Below are 18358 nucleotides of genomic sequence, written 5' to 3' on the forward strand. Positions count from 1 at the left end.
TCGCGCGCCCCCACCCCGGAGACAAGGTCATGAACATCCGCAAGCTCTCGAAACTTCTCTACGTGCAGGTTCTCGCGGGCCTGATCCTCGGCATCGCGGTGGGCCACTACTGGCCCGAGTTCGGCGCCGCGCTCAAGCCGCTGGGCGACGGCTTCGTCAAGCTGGTCAAGATGATGATCGCCCCGGTGGTGTTCTGCACCATCGTGAGCGGCATCACCTCGCTGGGCGACTCCAAGGAAATCGGCAAGACGCTGCTCAAGGCGATGGGACTCTTCTACGCGCTGACGGTCCTGGCACTCCTCACCGGCCTGGTCACCGTGTTCCTGCTGCAGCCGGGCGCCGGGATGCACATCGACCCCAGGAACCTCGATGCGTCGGTCGCCACGCGCTTCGCGAACCAGGTCCACATCCACGGGTTCACCGACTTCGTGATGCACATCATCCCCAACGCCTTCGTCGGTGCGTTCGCCGAGGGCGAGGTGCTGCCGGTGCTGCTGCTGGCGGTGCTCTGCGGCTTCGGGCTCACCCGCATAGGAAGCGCCGCCAAGCCCGTGCTCGACGGCATCGACGGCTTCTCCCACATGCTCTTCGCCGCCTTCGGCATCATCATGCGGCTCGCGCCGATCGGCGCCTTCGGAGCGATGGCCTTCACGGTGGGCCGCTACGGCATCAAGTCCATCGGATCGCTCGGCCTGCTGATCGGAACCTTCTACGTCGCCTGCATCTTCTTCGTCGTCGTGATCCTCGGCGCACTCGCGCGCCTGCACGGATTCAAGCTCTGGCAGCTGCTGCGCTACATCAGGGAGGAACTGCTGGTGGTGCTGGGCACCTCGTCCAGCGAGCCGGTGCTTCCGCGGCTCCTGCAGAAGCTCGAACGGCTCGGCTGCAAGAAGGGCGTGGTCGGGCTGGTGCTGCCGACCGGTTATTCGTTCAACCTGGACGGCACAGCCATCTACCTGACGCTGGCGTCGATGTTCATCGCCCAGGCCTGCGACATCCACCTGTCGTGGCTCCAGATCGGCTCGATGCTGGGCATCATGCTGCTCACCTCCAAGGGCGCGGCGGGCGTGACGGGCAGCGGCTTCGTCGCGCTGGTGGCCACGCTCACCGTCATGCCCGACCTGCCCGTGGCCGGCGTCGCGCTGATCGTGGGGATCGACCGCTTCATGTCCGAGGCACGCGCACTCACCAGCACCATCAGCAACGCGGTGGCGTGCATCGTCGTCTCCATCTGGGAAAAGGCCTGCGACCGGAAGGTGCTGCAGCGCGAGCTGGCCGCGAACTACGCCAGGACCGAGCACGAGCTCGAAGAAGGCCCAAAGGACTTCGCCGCGCCGCTGGGGCACGCCGGCCCGACGCCCTGATCGCCCAGGCGGCCGGCGGGCCTCAGGCGCGCGTGCCCTCGGCCTTTGCACTATCCGCGCGGCGGCCTCCCGGCTTGCCGCGCTTCGCCTTCATCTCGGAGAAGAAGGCGTAGAGCTGCTGCGCGGCCGGAGAGAGGCTTCGGCCCTTGCGCCGGATGAGGCCGATCGTGCGGGTGATGGTGGGGTCGTGGAGCGGAACGCTCACCAGCAGCGGATGGTCCGCGTCAGGCATGGCGATCGAGGGGACCGCCGCGACCCCCAGACCCGCCTCGACGAGGCCGAGCATCGTCGTCACATGCTGGGTCTCGTAGATGCTCTGCGGGCGGCCGGCCACCCCCGAGAGCGCCTGGTCCAGCAGCAGGCGGTTGCCGGACGCCTTGCTCACCGAGATGTAGTCGTACTGCGCCAGCTCGGTCCAGCTCACACGGCGCTTCCTGGCGATCGGATGGTCGCGCCGGCAGGCCGCGACGAAGCGCTCCTCCAGCAGCGGCTTGAATTCGATGTCCGGCTCCTGCCCACCCACGAAGTTGAGCCCGAAGTCGGCCTCCCCGCTGGAGACGGTCGCCAGCACCTCGTTCGCGCTCGCGTCGAGGACCTTGACCCGGATCTTCGGGTAGCGCTCGTGGTAGCGCGAGATCACCTGCGACAGGAAGTAGTAGACCGTCGACGGCACGCAGGCGATCTTCACCTCGCCCATGCGCGTGGCCGCGACACCGCGGATGCCCAGCAGCGTGTGATCGAGGTCGTCCAGCAGCTGCTGCACCTTGCGGTCGAATTCGCGCCCCACGGAGGTCAGGTTCACGCGACGGGTGGTGCGGTCGAGCAGCTTCACGCCGAGTGCCTCCTCCAGCTTCTCGATGCGGCGGCTGAACGCAGGCTGCGAGACGTGCAGCGCCTCGGCGGCCTTGCGAAAGCTGTTGAGTTCCGCCACCGCGCGGAACGCCTGCAGGTCGTTGAGATTGAAGTTGATGGCCATGGCATTGCTCCGACTCGATCTGATTGATAGACAGTGTGCATCAATCGATCCTAAACATGCAATTTACAGAACTCAGGCATCGGAAGAACATGCGCACCAGGGCCACGCAAGAGCCTCCCGAGCTTTCAAAAATCCACCGGAGCAGACAAATTGAAGATCCAGAAAATTCGCTTCCTCGGCGCCGTCGCGCTGGGGGCATGCCTGACCTGCGCAAGCGCGGCCGCCGCCTTTCCTGAAAAGCAGATCACGCTGATCGTGCCGACGGCCGCGGGCGGCGCCAACGACGCCATGGCGCGCGTCGTCGGCCAGGCCATGTCAGCCATCCTCAAGCAGCCCGTCATCGTCGACAACAAGGCGGGCGCCAACGGTGCCATTGCCAGCGAGTACGTGATGCGCGCGGCGCCCGACGGCTATACGCTCATGCTCGGCTACATCGCAACGCACGCGATGAACCCGGCGCTGCAGAAGCTGCGCTACGACCCGGTCAAGGACTTCGAGCCGGTCGGCATGCTGGGATCCTCGGCCACGGTGATGGTGGTCAACCCATCCGTCAAGGCCGCCAGCGCGAAGGAGCTCGTGGCCATGCTGAAGGCGGCGCCGGACAAGACGAGCTACGCCTCGGCCGGCAACGGCACGGCGCCGCACTTCGCGGCCGAGATGTTCAAGCTCTCGACGGGCACGAGCATGCTGCACGTTCCCTACAAGGGCTCCGCACCGGCCATCACCGACACCCTCGCCGGGCAGACGCAGGTGATGTTCCCGAGCCTCTTCACGGCGGTGCCCTACGTCAAGGCCGGCAAGCTCAAGGCCCTGGGCGTGGCCGGCGCCAAGCGCTCGGCGCTCATGCCGGACGTCCCCACGCTGCAGGAGCAGGGCATCGCGGATGTCGACGTCTCGCAGTGGTACGGCATCTTCGCGCCGGCGAAAACGCCCGCACCCATCGTCGCGCAGCTCAACAAGGTGCTCAACGAAGTGCTCGCGGACAAGAGCGTGATCAAGCGGCTGGAGGATCACGGCGCCGAGGTCTCGACCATGACCCCCGAGCAGATGCGCGCCTACGTGGCGCAGGAGCAGGTCAAGTGGAAGAAGGTGGTCCAGGCCGCCAGGATCAGCGCGGATTGAGCGCGGATTGAACATGAACAGATCGATTCCCTGCGTGCTGATGCGCGCCGGCACCTCGCGCGGGCCGTTCTTCCTGCGCGAATGGCTGCCGGACGGCGACGAGGCGCGCGACCAGGCGCTCATCGGCGCGATAGGCGCCTCCGACCCGCTCCAGCTCGACGGCGTGGGCGGCGGAAGCACCCTGAACAGCAAGGTGGCCATCGTCTCGCGTTCGTCGCGGCCTGAGTGCGACGTCGACTACCTGTTCGCGCAGGTGGGCGTCGGGCATCGCTCAGTGGACACGCGGCCGAACTGCGGCAACATGCTATCGGGCGTCGCGCCTTTCGCGATCGAGCAGGGCCTGGTGCCGGCCGGGAACGGCACCACCCTCGTTCGCGTGCACAACGTCAACACCGGCTCGCGCATCGACGTGACGGTGCACACCCCTGGCGGTCGCGTGACGTACGAAGGCGATGCGCGCATCGACGGGGTGGCGGGCACGGCGGCGCCGATCCTGCTGAACTTTCTGGACGCCTGGGGCGCGGTCACGGGCCAGGTCTTCCCGACCGGCAGGCGCATCGACACGATCGACGGCGTGGAGGTGACCTGCATCGACGCCGCCATGCCGTTGATGATCGTGCGCGCCAGCGACCTGGGCCTCACCGGGCGCGAGAAGCCCGCCGCGCTCGACGCCAACATCGGACTGCTCGAGCGCCTCGAGACGCTGCGACTGGAGGCGGGCCGCAGGATGGGCCTGGGCGACGTGTCTGACAGCGTCGTGCCAAAGCCGGTGCTCGTGAGCGCGGGCGATACGGACGACAGCATCACCTCGCGCTACTTCACGCCGCGCAAGTGCCACGCCTCGCATGCGGTGACGGGCGCCATCGGCGTGGCGAGCGCCTTCGCGCTGCCGGGAACGGTCGCCAGCGGCGTCGCGCGCGCCGCCGGAACCCACAGGCTGGTCGTGCTGCATCCGGCGGGGCAGATCGACATCGAGGTCGAGCTCAAGGGCACCGGCGACACCGCCGCGGTGGATCGCGCCGCGCTCCTGCGCACGGCGCGCAAGATCATGCAGGGCGAGATGTACCTGCCCGACTACGTGTTCTCGCGGCCGCAGCCGCAGGCCGCGAGCACTTCCCGGTTCCCGCACAAGGCGCTGACGATCATCGTGCCCACGCGCGCAGGCGGCGGCAACGACACGATGGCCCGCATCATCGCGGCGAAGCTCGGGCCGCTGCTCGGCCAGGAGATCCTGGTCGACAACCGCGCCGGAGCCAACGGTGCCATCGCGAGCGAGTACGTGGCCAGGGCAACGCCGGACGGCCACACGCTGATGTTCGGCTATGTCGGCACCCACGCGATGAACCCCGCGCTGCAGAAGCTGGCCTACGATCCGGCCGCCGATTTCGAGCCGGTAGGGCTCGTGGGCTCTTCCTCGACCCTGATGGTCGCCCATCCGGACGCGGGCATACCGCAAGTGCAGCAACTGATCGAGCGGCTGAAGACGACACCCCGCAGCCTGAGCTACGCCTCCGCCGGCGACGGCACGCCGCCGCATTTCGCGGCCGAGCTCTTTCAGCTCAGCAGCGGCACTTCGATGGCCAGCACGACCTGCGAGGGTGCCGCGCCTGCGATCGCGGAGACGGTGCAGGGCCGCTCGCAGATCATGTTCCCGAGCCTGTTCACGGCCTATCCGTTCATCCGCGCAGCCCAGTTGTGGGCCCTGGCCGTGGCGGGCTCGAAACGCCTCGCCGCCCTGCCGGACGTGCCGACACTTTCGGAGCTGGGTGTCACTGGGGTGGATGTCGTCCAATGGTATGGACTGTTTGCGCCGGCGGGCACGCCCGCCGCGGTCGTCTCGCACCTCGATCAGGCGCTGAACGAGGTGCTGGCCGATCCGGACGTCGTCCGGCGCTTCGAGAGCCAAGGCGCGCTGGTCGAGCCCGGCAGCCCCGACGCACTCGCGCTGCGGATGAAGTCGGACCTGGCGCGCTGGCGCGAAGTCGTGCGTCAGGCCGGCATTGCGCCGAAGGAACAGCGCCAGTTCGCGCTGGATTGATCCGCCGCGCCGTAGCTACGGCCCTGCGGAGGCCACCAGCGCAAACATGGTGCGCACGGGCTTCATGAAATAAGGCCGCACGCGATCGCTCCAGCTCGTCATCGTTGTTCCAGAAGCGCTGGGCGCGTATGCAGCCCCGCGCCGCAGCCAGCGCGGGCAGGTGCCCCCGGTCGTACCAGCGCAACAGTTCGAGACCCCAGCCGGGCTCGGGCTTCATCTCGACAACGTAGTGGAAGCGCGGTCGCGTCCGCTGGCTCCAATCCAGGCCTTGCCGGTCTCCTTGGCAAGCTCGATCGGGCATCCGACAAGGGATTTTCCGAGCGCAGCACCGGCGAGTGGTTCGCGAAACGGGATGCAAGTTGCATGGTCTTTCTCCTGACGAAGTTGGCTGTTGAAAACAGCCTCACCGGATTCCTAGATTCGGAGCCCTCTTCGGGTTTTCCGGTGGGGTCGGCACGAAGAACCCGGTAGGCCTCGTTGCCACCGTCTTTCCTGAGTTCATCGCCCGCGGCCCAAGGAGCGCGCGCCGGGGCGCCGTCAAGGAAGAAGCGCCAGGGCTGGTGCGGCCCGCAGCCGAAGGCGAGGACACGGCCTGGCGCGCCTTGACGGCGTCCCGGCGCGCGCTACGGTCGCGGACAAGGTGATGAGGGAAGGAAAGATGGCTGGACAGGCAATGGCCGCCTTCGTCGCCGACACCACGCAAGCGAAGCGCGCAGGCCCGGATCAGCGAACCGGGCCGAAGGCGTCAGCCGAGCGGCGCGAGGGAACGATGGAAGCCCGAAGGGGGCGAGACGCCAGGGGTGGCTCGATGCGCAAGCACGACAGCGCGGCCGGCCATCACCGCCACGGCCGGAGACGCCCTGCGTCAGCCAGAATGACATTCGCCGGATATTTCGACGAACTGATTCGCCCACTCAAAATCGATGCTCAAGCCCGACTCTCTCGATCCACTGTTCTCGTTGCTGCAGGAAATGACGCTGGTTCAGCGCGAAGACAGCGCGTTTCAGCCCTCTGCGCAAATGCGTCGCCTGGAAAAGGCGATCCTCTGCGGCTACTTGGCCACCATGGCACTACTGCTGAGTGCCGCATGGGGGCGGCACGCATGGCCTTCGCAAAAGCTCGCTGCCAGCGTCTCCCCGCTCTATACCGTCATGCTCCTGTTTGGACTGGCTTATCTGCTGACCGCCACCTTCAATGTGGGGCATCTGCTCTGGCGTCATCGCAGGCAACGGTTTCCCGGGCTGCTCGCGCGCATCAAGCTCGACATTCAGGCCGATGCAGACTTCCTGACCCAGTTAGGCAGCTACGACAAGGCGACGCTGGAATATGCGCTGCTGCAGTACCGCCACCGATGGGACATCTTCGATGGGCGGGTCGGCCTGCTCACAGGCGACTTGCGAAAGCTCGGCCTGTTCCCCGCATTGACGGCGTCAGCCATGGCGGCGTCGACATTGCTCAAGTACGACAGCAACATGTACCTGTGGATGCCATTGATATTGGCGGCCTGTTTCTACCTCGTGGCCTTCCACGCCCATGGCCGGCGTGAGCGACCCCAGCAGGTGGTAGACCTGCTCGACTATGCCGTTCGCCACGCGAAGGTCGAAGCCGAAACTGGCCGGGCGTCCCGCCGGAGAGTGGGGACTTCGCGAATAAGGGCAGCCCGAGTTCCGCAAACAACAGGATCTTCGGCCCCGGCCATGGTCGGGTGATCAAGCGCCGGCAGCTCCGCCAGCGCCAGTGTGCTCTTGAGCGTCTGCGTCAACAGCCCACCCGCCGGCGACGGCTCGGCGACGCTCATCGGTTTGGCCGGGAGCCTTCGTTTTGTCTGACGATGGAGATGTGCGTGAAACGATCCGAACTGTATGCCTTGGTCTGGCAGACACCGCTTCGCCATCTGGGGCCGAATCTCGGCCTGTCCGATGTCGGACTCTCCAAGCTCTGCCGCCGATACAACATCCCTGTTCCACCAGTTGGCTATTGGACCCGTCTCGCGGCCGGCAAGATCTGTGTGCAGGCCCCGCTGCCGCCTTCCGACGTCGATCACGAAATCCACCTGCCGGAGAAAGACACCACGGCGGCCCGCTCCTCCGACGCCACGAGGATTCAGCAGGTCCAGCAAGCGTTTTCCCGGGCCAGGGACGCAGTTGTGCTGCAGCCCATTGATGTACCGCCCTCACTCGACCATTGCCACCCGCTGGTGGCGAAGACCGCTCGCTTTTTTCAGTCCATCGAGCGCGATGAGGCGAAGTTGGCGGTGCAGGCGGAAGAAGCCAGGCGACTGCGCAAGCCCTTCTTCGGCGGCATGTCGAGCCACAGGATGACCACGGGCCGGTACGTCGCCGGCAGCGGTTGCCTGCGCATCACCGCGACCCTGGCCCACATCGACTGGATTCTGCGTTTCCACGAAGCGCTCATCCGGGGACTGATCGCCGGAGGCTGCCAGGTCGTCGCTGGCCGGGGAGACGCATCGAACACGGTTGAGATCCGGCGCGCGGGCGGCGCCATCAGGCTGAACTTCTCCGAACAGGTGGAGAAGATTGCGCAACCCAGGCGCCAGGATTTCCTCTTTCATCGAGATGAGTACAAGCCCCTCGACAGCTACAAGCTGAAGCTGGAGAGAGACTGGCACGTCATCGCCCGTCAATGGACAGGCAGTCGTGAGCAGTTGGAGCAACAGCTTCCGGAGATTACACGCGCCTTGATCGCATTCCCGGAAGCCGAAGCACTCAAGTCCAAGCTGCTGGCCGAAGAAGCCGCCATCCGACGACAGCAGGAGCGGGAAGCAGCCCGGGCACACGACATCGCGATGGCCGCAGAGCAGGCGCATGCGCAGCGCCGGGAAGCGCGGGCGAATCAACTGCCTCGCGCCGTCGCGGTCGGCCAATCCCTGGCGGCCTATCACAGCGCCCTGGATGTGCTGTCGCGCCTCGAGGGGATTGCCGGCGATCAACCCGAGGATGACGCATTGCGTACATGGGTTGCACTCGTGCGCAGCAGCCTCAAGGACCCCGCGCATGAGCTGGCCGACGCATTGCGTGCCGAAGCGGCGCAGCCGGCACGGCCGCTTTGGTGGCCGGAATGAGGCGCGGCCCCACATTACCAACCTTCGCAGAAACGATCGGAACCCGACATGGCCGAAAACCGCCGAATCCTTGCGCACGTTCTCATCGAGATGAACCCGCTCGCGGGTCAGGGCGCGGAGGCCACCAAGGCCGCACTGCGATCGGCAATTCAGGTGGGCCTGAATGCCCAAGTCCTGGAGCTGAACGTCTATCCGATCGCCGCGGAAGATAGTGCGCGTCATGTGAAGGCCCAGATCCCGCACTCAGACCCCTCCGACCACGACCAAGTCGTCGAAGAGTACTTGCACAGCGGCATGCAGGTGCAGATCTATCGCGATGCTGGGCCTAAATCGCCGCCCACCTACTACGCCGTGGTCACGAACCCGAACGTGAAGAACCCCAGCGGAGCGGTTATCGAGTCAAAGTCCTATGCTGAACTGAAGCAAGCCGCCGACGCACGAGCCGAGCGCAAGGCATTCCTGCTGGAAAGGAAGAGGGAAGGTCGTTGAGAGGGGATCGGTCATAGGGCAGAGAGCTTGAACGCTCGCCATGCACTGAACGCCCTTCTCCGATTTCCACGCCTATGCTGTCGTGCGCCTCGCATCGCTCTGGCGAGTTGGTTCCAGCAGACATCGCTGACAACCTACGGACGTCCCGCAACGGCATTGAACGCGCTGCGGAAGAACCGAAAGGTAATGCCCATGCGAACCCATACCCTCAACGAACCGAGCGCGCGCGTCGCCGCCGACCCTAGCGTTCAAAGAGCCCTGCAGGCGGCTCATCTGCTGCAAGAGGCGCTCACGCTCCTTCGCGGTGACGCAACGACGCCGCCGATGCAGACGGCAAAGCGCGCCTCCGACAGGCTTCTGAGACTGCCCGAAGTCGAGCGCCTCACCGGCCTGTGCAGGTCGGCTATCTACGAGCAGATGCGCAGGGGCATCTTTCCTCGCTCGGTGAAAACCGGACAGCGCGCCGCGGCGTGGCCAGAGAGCGCCGTGCAATCATGGATCGCGGATCGCATGGACGAGCGCGCGACATGAATACTGCATGCAGCCCGTCTGCTGCGCGCAACGCAACAGCGAAGTCGACGCCGAGTGTGGGAGCAGCCGGTGCGGCCGGTCTATCCGCAATACACCTTGAGCGGCGTCTGGTAGGTCTCGGACAGGAAGCGGTCCGTTACGCCGAGCAGGGCGAGCTGATGATCAGCTGCCCCCGTCTTGGAAAGGCCTGGCTGGACGATATAGACCCTCAACGTGACGGCACAGATGCGGCTGAGATCACGGATCTGTGCCAAGCGGTCTTTGGAGCCAACCTCAAAGCGCGTTGGCCGGCCGCCCTCTACACGGTCCGCGTCCCGCTTAAGGAGATGTGCAAAGAGGTCAGTGCGACGCTCCTTGTTGTGGAGCCACATGACACTGCGCTGAGCTTGCCCGCAGACAACGTACATGTCGTCAATGCGCGCCCCGGGCACATCGCCGCCCGAGTACTTGCAGTGGTAGAGGTCTACCGTGATGAGTCGGGGCTGGCCCTGGCTGTCCAGATTGATGCCGACGATGTCCGCGGCTTCGCCGGCGCCATCGTCATCGAACACAATTTCGTGCCTGTTCTCCGCCTTGATGTGCTCAATCATTCGGTACTGAACGGAGTCCTTGCGGCGTTCCTCTCTCTGTGATTCCTTGGTGATGTCAATGCCTGTCCAGTCGAGCACTTCCAAGCGGTCTCGCAAATACAGCTGCGCCGAGGTGCGCAGCTCGACGTGTGTGTTTCCCTCCAGCTTTGATCCGTCGGCGAACCAGATCGTCGGAGGATGCTCAGTCAGGTAGGCGCAAAGGTCGTAGTCGCCCCCGCGATGAATCGTTGCGGTCGCGGCACCTTCGTAGACGAACTCAAAGTCGGCGGCCCTGCCACGCGTCACGAAATTGAGCCGGACCTGAATTTCCCGGGACTCGCTGTACACGCGCAGGACGATCGGGCCGGTCGAGTTGAAGTCCCGAACCTCGATGCTGACGTTGGTCAGATGCTCCTCGACCGTGTAGACGAAGGAGATCTTGGTCGCCGACTCCACCAAGTCGAGCAATTCCACGGGCCAGTCCACACCTACTGGCACCGAGGCCGGCCGCGCACTCACAAGCCGGGGTATCAACGTGCCCTTCAGGACCTCCTCGGGGTCAATGCTGTCGTCGACGAGCTTGGCACCGACATGCTTGCACCAGGCGGCAAATTCGTTGACCTTCAGCCGCAAGGTTGCCCACACGCGCCCCTTCTTGCCCGCACCGATCGAGGCAGGGCCGCCGTTTTCAAAGCCGAACCCGGCGAGGACGGCTTTCGTGGTCGTCTCCAAGGTTGTATCGGTCAAGCGTGCCCCGACGTCGGGGCCCATGCGGCCCGTGTACCGCACCTGGCGACCGAACTGCTCGTCGAGGCCGACGTTCATCAACATCAACCGATTGATGCCCGCAAACGCTCTGAAGACGCCGGGCGCTTGGATCAGCTCGACGTCGTCCCCGCACAAGGCACGCGCGAACGGGGCGTAGTTGCCCGTGTTCGTGGATCCGTGGATGAAAAGTAGTGACTGGTCTTTGTCCCAGACTGCGATGCAAAGCTCCCAGACCAATCCCTCGACAGCTGGTACGGCGGTCCACGCCACGCCTTGCCTTTTGGCCGCGATGATGATGAGCGTCCTTTCCTTCTCGTTGAGGATGGGGTAGATCTCTTCGCCTTCAGCCAGCCCCGGGAAAGCCTTGTTGTGCTCGGAAGGCTTCCATTGGGCACAGTGCGTCCGATAGGCCACCATGCTTGCGGCCGGCCTGATCTCGTTTACCGGGATCTCGTCCAGCTGGTTGTCGAACCCGCCCATGAAGCGCTGTGCCTCCAGTTCCTGTCCGATCGCACTTTCGCTCAGGCTGGGGAGCAGGAGATTCCAATCGGGATCTTGGGTGTAAAGAGTTCGGAGTTCTTCGCGCAGGTTGACGTCGGCGATGTTCGCGATGAACACCGGATCGCCCAGGTCGTCCCTGGACCGCGTGAAGCGGCCGGCAAGTTGCAGCGTCACCGCCAGGCTCTTGCGGAGATCGTGGAAGGCCGCGATCTTCAACTCCGGCATGTCGAAGCCTTCGCCGAGCATGTCAACGCAAACGACGATGCGCGACCTGCGCTGGTCCAGCTGGCTGCGTGCTGCCTGAGCGTCAGCCTTCGTCATGCCGCTGTGAAGCATCACCGGATTGAACTGGCCAAGCTCCTGGTAGATCGCGAGCACCTGTGCAGCCCGTATTTGCGTGGATACGCGTGCCATGGCAACGTGCAGGCCTGTGGCATCGGCGTTGAGCTCCTCGATGACCTTGGCGGCGATGTCGCGGTCGGCTCTGGCGTTATTGAAGGAATACACCGAGCTGAACCTGATGGCTCGGAAATAGCCCTCTCGCTGCGCCTGCCTCATTGGATAGACGTAGACGATCTCTCCGTCCAGAGGCACCCCGTCTTCGCGGAATGGCGTGGCGGTGAACTGCAAGACATGCCGCTTGTGTGCCTTGAAAACCGACTTGAATGCGTGCCAGGTCGGTGCTTCGGCGTGATGGGCTTCATCGATGAACAGATGCGTGCAGAGCTCAGCCATCCTGACCTGCACCTCGTGGCTGCACTTCCCTGCAAGTACGCTGGTTGTCACGATGACGTTGCACCGTTTGAACAGCTCATCCACCTCCTCGACGGTCGTGGGCCGCTTCTCAAGCGTGCCGACGACAGGCCTCAGCACGTTCGCTGCGAGCAGCACGGAGCGGGGATCCTTCAGAATGCCCAGCGAGAAGAACTTCAACGCGATCTGCGTCCTCAACGCGTCGGTGGGCACGATCACCATGACCCGCGTGCACAGGGCGGAGATCATCGTGGCCAACATCGTCTCGGTTTTGCCCGTACCGGTCGGCATGACGACGGTCGCAACATCGCTCTTGGTAGACCAATGAGCGTGAATTGCATGAAGCGCTCCCAGCTGAGGGCGGCGCAAGCCGACTTGTCCTCCGCGGAGCTGGTCCTCGCCAATGAAGTTAAACGCGGCGAACCAGCTGTCCCGCGCCTGGGCGGCCGTGGGACCAGTGCCGAGGTCCGGGTGGGCGAGCCATTTGCCTTGGCTTAGGTCGGCCTCAACCGCACCATCAGCGACGTCGCCGAGCAGAACGGGCCCGTCGTTTGGCATCTGACTTGTCGGCGGTGCCTTAGGAAAGACATACAGGACGCGACCGTCAGCGCCGCTCAGCTTCCATCCTGTTCGCGAGGGCACCGTGAACTTTGTCAACGCGCCCTCGACAACCTCAGAGGGATGCGCGAGCTGGCCGATAAAACCCCGCAAAGTCTTGGCATCGACGCCCTTGACGGACGGCACGGTTAGTCGGATCACAGGTCCTCCCAAGGGGTCGGCTAGAACGGGTTCTTCTGACGTGTGTCTAATCGTAAATCAGGTTATGAAGGCGCGCCCATGCATGCGTCGATGGCCGTGGCTCACAACTTCCATGACCTCCTACCTGACGCTGCTCTGCTCAGCCGCCCCCAGCGACCGCTTGCCGGCAGTAAGCACGAAAAAGATCTGGTCCAACCGAAGACCGCAACTGCCGCAAAGCCGCCCCCAATCGCAGACGCGCAGCCAGCCAGAGCGTGCAGAATCATCAATAAGAGAGGACAGCAGACACTTTCCCGGCGATCCATTGCGCGCGATCCCGCTTCGCACCTTGGCCGAGACCTGATTGATACCTCGTCGCCGTCGCCTTGCGCGGCCGCTCGAGAACGATGACGCCGCCTCCAGGCACCAGCGCACCGCGACATACTGCTCGAACGGCGCTCTCGGAGGTGCCGTGCTATCACCCGACAAGAGTCGTTCTCAGGCGGCCGTTTTCAGCTCAGCCAGTGGAGAACCCGCTTTGGTAGCCAGCACATCCAGATAGTCCGCCCACCGCTGGAGCATCACGGTCCGCTGCTTGAGATACTGCGTACGGTTGTAGGCACGGCCATTGGCGTCCTTGACGGCGTGCGCCAACTGGGCTTCGATCACCAGCGGATCGATCTCCAGCGTTTCTGCCAGCAAGGTCCGGGCTGTCGCCCGGAAGCCATGCACCGTCTGCACGGTGGGGCCGTACCCCAAGGTCAGAAGCGCTGCACGCAGAGTGTTGTCCGAGATCGGTCGCTCATGACTGCGCTCGCCCGGAAAGACCAGCGTACTGTGGCCCGTAATGGGATGCAGCTTGCGCAGCAACTCCACCGCCTGCCTGGGCAGGGGCACCAAGTGCGGATCACCATGTTGCTTGCCATCGACGCGCCGCTTCATCCGCGCAGCGGGCACGGTCCAGAGCGCCCCGTCGAGATCGATCTCGGCCCAGGCCGCCGCTCGCAGCTCGTTCGGGCGTTGAAAAAGCATGGGCGCCAGTTGAAGCGCCGTACGCACGATGGCTCCGCCTTGGTAGCCCCGGATGACGCGTATCAGCGTCCCCAGCTGGGCCGGATCGGTGATCGCCGCAAAGTGCCGCTTCTTGTGGGGTGTCAGTGCCCCCTTGAGATCTGCCGTGATATCGCGCGGCGCCCGCGCAGTCGCCACCGCGTAGCGCCACACCGCGCGTGCCGTCATCAGCACACGGCCGGCCACGTCAAGCGCACCACGCTCCTCGACACGGCGCAAGGCCGCCAACAACTCGATGGCCTCGATTTCGCTGATGCGACGAGCAGCAAAGTACGGAAAAAGATCCTTTTCCAGGTTGCGCTTCTCGCGGGTGGCGTAATGGCCGCTCCACCGTGTATGGTGCTTGTCGAACCACTCGAGCGCGGTCTCTCGAAAGGTATCGCCGGTGTTCACGGCCGCTTTGAGCTTGACGACCTGGCGCGCCTGTATGGGGTTGATTCCGGAAGCCTTCTGGGCCTTGGCAACGTCACGCGCCTTACGCGCCGCCGAAAGGCTCACGTCGGGATAGGAGCCCAGGGCGAATTTCTTCTCGACCCCCTCGATCCTGAACTTCCAGAACCATCGGCGAGATCCCGAGGCAGAGACTTCCAGATAGAGGCCACCTGCGTCGGCGTAGCGTGCCTGCTTTCGGTCAGGCGGACAGGAAGCATTGCGGCATGCGGCATCGGTCAACGGCATGGGGTACATCCAGGGGATGGGGGTACAAAACCGCCGTACCAGGGGGTCCAGGAGGTTTGTACCCCCTTTTGTACCCCCACTTGGGGCTGGCAGTCACCAGATTTCAGTGTATGCCTCCGGACCGGATTCGCCCAGCTCCCCAATGACAAAGGGCGTCCGGTGGATGAAACCGGACGCCCTTGGACGTTTTGTTGGTCGGTGTGAAAGGATTCGAACCTTCGACCCCTTGCACCCCATGCAAGTGCGCTACCAGGCTGCGCCACACACCGAAGCTCTCAATTATAGCCGGCTGGAATCACCGTCCGACGGTCAGCAGCTCACGAATTTCAAAAAGCTCGCGGCGCAGGTGCAGCAACTGCGATGGATCGACCGTGCGAGGCGCGGTCTTGGGCTCGGTCTCGAGGCTGGCCCTGTCTTCTTCCTGGTGGATGGCCGCCTCGAACTCTTCCTGGTCGATCTCGACGGCTTCCATGCCCTCGAGCGGCACCACGCCGGCCTTGCGCCGCTCGCGCTCGCCCTGCACCAGCTCCTGCAGCTTGTTGCGCGCGCCGCTGATGGTGAAGCCCTGGTCGTAGAGCAGGTCGCGGATGCGGCGGATCATGAGCACCTCGTGGTGCTGGTAGTAGCGCCGGTTGCCGCGCCGCTTCATGGGCCGCAGTTGCGTGAACTCCTGCTCCCAATAGCGAAGCACGTGCGGCTTGACGCCGCAGAGCTCGCCCACCTCACCAATGGTGAAGTAGCGTTTGACGGGAATGGGCGGGAGCGTTTTCTCCATTGAAATCAAGACCGTGCGCGGGAAACCTTAGAGATTACTCTACGCACGCGCCGGGCACCAAGCACTTATTCGGCGCCCAGGCTCCACTCGACCTCGGAACTGCCGCCCTGCTCGATGCTTCCGTGGATTTGTTCCTTGAGCTTGGCGCTCGCATGGAAGGTGGCCACGCGCCGCTCGCCGATCGGAATGGCCTCGCCGGTGCGCGGGTTGCGGCCCGGCCGCGGCGCCTTCACGCGAATCTGGAAGTTGCCGAAGCCGGAGATCTTGACGTCGGTGCCCTCGATCAGGCTGTTGGCGATCAGGTCGAAGAAGGCCTCGACCATGTCCTTGGATTCGCGCTTGTTGAGGCCGATCTGTTCGAACAGCAGATCGGCCAGGTGCGCCTTGGTGAGTGCGGGCGTTTCGAGAGCTTCGAGCGTGAATTCCGCAGCGTTCATTCTCATCAACCTCTCAGGCGTGCGCCGAGTCTGGCGCTCAGTTGTTCGACGATGGCACGCACGGCCGGTTCCACCTGCTCGTCGGTGAGCGTGGCGCTGTCGTCCTGGAAGCTCAGGCGGACCGCCATGCTCTTCTCCCCTTGCGCCAGGCCGCCGGATGCCGGCACCGCACCGTCGCGCGCAGGTTGCGGACGATAGATGTCGAACAGCGTGGCGTCACGCAACAGCCCTTGCGCTGCCGGCGCCGAATGAATGGCCTGCATCAGCGCATTGTGCGTGACGGCTTCGGCCACCACCACGGCAATGTCGCGCTCCACCGCCTGGTGCCTGGGCACCGGCTGGGCCACGGGCACGGGCCGCGCGGCGACGGCATCGAGGTCGAGCTCGAACAGCACCGGCGCCAGCGCGAAGTCCCACTTCTGGCGCCAGCGCGGATGCAGTTCGCCGATGAAGCCGATGGCCCTGCCGTCGACCAGCACGCGCGCCGAGCGGCCGGGGTGCAGGGCCGGATGCTCGGCCGGCTCGAAGCTCGGCACCCGCGGTGCGAGCAGCGCTTCGACGTCGCCCTTGGCATCGTAGAAATCGACGCGCTGCGGCTTGCCGTCCCAGCGCGCTTCCTCCGCGTCGCCCCAGGCGAGGCCGGCCACGCGCATGGGCTGGTCGACGCCGCGCACGGTGCTGTCGGTGGTGGCCACGCTGTCGTCGCGCATGAACACGCGGCCTACTTCGAATACGCGAACGCGCGGCGCCTTGCGGTCGAGGTTGAACTTGAGCACCTGCAGCAGCGAGCCCAGCAGGGACGAACGCATCACGCTCATCTGGCTGGCAATGGGGTTGAGGAGCTTCACCGGATTGGCGTTGCCGGCCAGGTCCTGCTCCCAGTGCGCCTCGACGAAGCTGAAGTTGATGGTTTCCTGGTAGCCGAGCGCGGCCAGGCTGCGGCGCACCGCGAAGCGGCTGCGCCGGGCCTCGGGCCGCACGCGCGCGGTGATGGGCGCGAGCGGCGCGGTGGTCGGCAGGTTGTTGAAGCCGACCAGGCGCGCGACCTCTTCGATCAGGTCTTCCTCGATCAGCAGGTCGAAGCGATGCGGCGGCGGCGTCACGGTCAACGTGCCCTCGCCTTCGCTCAGCGCAAAACCGAGGCGGCGCAGCGCATCGGCGCATTGCGCCTGGGTGAGCGGCATGCCGATGACGCGCGCGGCGCGCGCCACGCGCAGCGTGACGGGCATGGCCTCGGGCACGTTCAGGATCTTGTCGTCCATGGCGCCGGCCTGGCCGCCGCAGATCTCGATGATGAGCTGCGTGATGCGCTCGATGATTTCCACCGTGCGGCTCGGATCGACGCCGCGCTCGTAGCGATGCCCCGCATCGGTCGAGAAGTTGAAGCGGCGCGAGCGGCCCTGCACGGCTTCGGGCCACCAGAACGCGGCCTCGACGTAGATGTTGCGCGTGTCGTCGGACACCGAGGTGGCATCGCCGCCCATGATGCCCGCGAGCGATTCGACGGCCTGGTCGTCGGCGATCACGCCGACCTTGTCGTCGACGCTGATGGTGTTGCCATTGAGCAGCTTGAGCTGCTCGCCCGCCTTGCCCCAGCGCACCGTGAGGCCGCCTTGGATCTTGTCGAGGTCGAAGATGTGGCTGGGCTGGCCGTATTCGAACATGACGTAGTTCGAGATGTCGACCAGCGGCGTCACGCTGCGCTGGCCGCAGCGCGCCAAGCGATCGACCATCCACGCGGGCGTGGCCACCTTGGTGTTCACGCCGCGCACGATGCGGCCCGAAAAACGGCCGCAGAGTTCGGGCGCTTCCACCTTGACCGGCAGCACGTCGGCAAACGAGGTGGCCACCGGCGCGATGGCGGGCGTCTTGAGCGGCGCACCGGTCAGCGCCGCAAGCTCGCGCGCCACGCCGTACACGCTCAGGCCATGCGCGAGGTTGGGCGTGAGCTTGAGCGTGAGCAGTGCGTCGTCGAGCTTGAGCACGTCGCGCACGTTGGCGCCAATGGGCGCGTCGGCGTCGAGTTCGAGCAGGCCGCCGTGGTCTTCGCTGAGCTTCAGTTCGCGCGCCGAGCACAGCATGCCCTGGCTTTCCACGCCGCGCAGCTTGCCGAGCTTGATGAGGAAGGGCTTGCCGTCTTCACCGGGCGGCAGTTCGGCGCCGACCAGCGCGCAGGGCACCTTGATGCCGACGCGCGCATTGGGCGCGCCGCACACGATGTTGAGCAAGGCGCCCTGCCCCGCGTCGACCTGGCACACGCGCAGGCGGTCGGCGTTGGGGTGCTGCACGGCTTCCTTGATTTCGCCGACCACGATGCGGCTGAAGGGCGGCGCCACGGGGCGGCGCTCCTCGACCTCGAAGCCGCCCATGGTGAGCGTTTCGGCCAGTGCGGCGCTGTCGAGGGGCGGGTTGCAGAACTCGCGCAGCCAGGATTCCGGGAATTGCATCTCTTCGATCTCGTATTCG

Annotated in this window: 14 protein-coding genes and 1 tRNA gene; 8 read left to right on the forward strand and 7 right to left on the reverse strand. The window is 65.2% G+C overall.

What is annotated here, in order from left to right; genetic code table 11:
- Positions 1-29 precede the first annotated feature (29 nt).
- The gene (gene dctA, locus IB278_RS05390) at positions 30-1364 is read left to right on the forward strand and encodes a C4-dicarboxylate transporter DctA (protein ID WP_192322892.1); all 1335 of its coding nucleotides are present in this window, start codon (positions 30-32) and stop codon (positions 1362-1364) included.
- 22 nt (positions 1365-1386) lie between these two features.
- Here dctA and IB278_RS05395 read toward each other — a convergent pair whose 3' ends face one another.
- Positions 1387-2340, reverse strand: coding sequence for a LysR family transcriptional regulator (locus IB278_RS05395; RefSeq protein WP_192322893.1), 954 nt, complete (start codon positions 2338-2340; stop codon positions 1387-1389).
- A gap of 156 nt (positions 2341-2496) precedes the next feature.
- Here IB278_RS05395 and IB278_RS05400 point away from each other — a divergent pair, with 156 nt between their 5' ends.
- The 6 genes from IB278_RS05400 to IB278_RS33835 all read left to right on the forward strand — a co-directional run bounded on the left by IB278_RS05400 (position 2497) and on the right by IB278_RS33835 (position 9602).
- Positions 2497-3462 carry a tripartite tricarboxylate transporter substrate binding protein gene (locus IB278_RS05400; RefSeq protein WP_318646675.1) on the forward strand — a complete coding sequence of 322 codons (966 nt, stop codon included), beginning with the start codon at positions 2497-2499 and terminating at the stop codon, positions 3460-3462.
- Positions 3463-3475: 13 nt separating this feature from the next.
- Positions 3476-5500 (forward strand): 4-oxalomesaconate tautomerase, encoded by a 2025-nt coding sequence (locus tag IB278_RS05405; RefSeq protein WP_192322894.1) that lies wholly within the window; start codon positions 3476-3478, stop codon positions 5498-5500.
- A gap of 923 nt (positions 5501-6423) precedes the next feature.
- Entirely contained in the window at positions 6424-7209 is a 786-nt protein-coding gene (locus IB278_RS05410; RefSeq protein WP_192322895.1) for a hypothetical protein, read from the forward strand.
- A 134-nt stretch (positions 7210-7343) separates the two neighbouring features.
- A complete protein-coding gene (locus IB278_RS05415; protein WP_192322896.1) occupies positions 7344-8582 on the forward strand; it encodes a hypothetical protein in 1239 nt (412 codons plus the stop codon).
- Between the two features lie 48 nt (positions 8583-8630).
- A complete protein-coding gene (locus tag IB278_RS05420; protein WP_192322897.1) occupies positions 8631-9071 on the forward strand; it encodes a hypothetical protein in 441 nt (146 codons plus the stop codon).
- A gap of 192 nt (positions 9072-9263) precedes the next feature.
- Positions 9264-9602, forward strand: coding sequence for a helix-turn-helix transcriptional regulator (locus tag IB278_RS33835; protein WP_225612736.1), 339 nt, complete (start codon positions 9264-9266; stop codon positions 9600-9602).
- 80 nt (positions 9603-9682) lie between these two features.
- On the opposite strand, the gene IB278_RS05430 is transcribed toward IB278_RS33835, so the two are convergent.
- Entirely contained in the window at positions 9683-12937 is a 3255-nt protein-coding gene (locus IB278_RS05430) for a DEAD/DEAH box helicase (RefSeq protein WP_318646671.1), read from the reverse strand.
- A gap of 127 nt (positions 12938-13064) precedes the next feature.
- Between IB278_RS05430 and IB278_RS05435 the strand changes: the two genes are divergently transcribed.
- On the forward strand, positions 13065-13295 hold the full coding sequence (locus IB278_RS05435; protein ID WP_192322898.1) for a hypothetical protein: 231 nt from the start codon (positions 13065-13067) through the stop codon (positions 13293-13295).
- 134 nt (positions 13296-13429) lie between these two features.
- Here the strand turns inward: IB278_RS05435 and IB278_RS05440 are convergent, their stop codons facing one another.
- The 5 genes from IB278_RS05440 to pheT form a co-directional block, all read right to left on the reverse strand.
- Entirely contained in the window at positions 13430-14680 is a 1251-nt protein-coding gene (locus IB278_RS05440; RefSeq protein ID WP_192322899.1) for a tyrosine-type recombinase/integrase, read from the reverse strand.
- 192 nt (positions 14681-14872) lie between these two features.
- Positions 14873-14949, reverse strand: a tRNA-Pro gene (locus tag IB278_RS05445).
- A 26-nt stretch (positions 14950-14975) separates the two neighbouring features.
- Positions 14976-15455, reverse strand: coding sequence for a MerR family transcriptional regulator (locus IB278_RS05450; protein ID WP_192322900.1), 480 nt, complete (start codon positions 15453-15455; stop codon positions 14976-14978).
- Between the two features lie 65 nt (positions 15456-15520).
- Positions 15521-15892, reverse strand: a complete 372-nt coding sequence (locus tag IB278_RS05455) for an integration host factor subunit alpha (RefSeq protein ID WP_145745860.1) — start codon at positions 15890-15892, stop codon at positions 15521-15523.
- A gap of 5 nt (positions 15893-15897) precedes the next feature.
- Positions 15898-18339 (reverse strand): phenylalanine--tRNA ligase subunit beta, encoded by a 2442-nt coding sequence (gene pheT / locus IB278_RS05460; RefSeq protein ID WP_192322901.1) that lies wholly within the window; start codon positions 18337-18339, stop codon positions 15898-15900.
- Positions 18340-18358 lie beyond the last annotated feature (19 nt).

Origin of the sequence: Variovorax sp. VRV01 (genome assembly GCF_014852545.1) — a bacterium.
Classification (GTDB): Bacteria; Pseudomonadota; Gammaproteobacteria; order Burkholderiales; family Burkholderiaceae_C; genus Variovorax; species Variovorax beijingensis_A.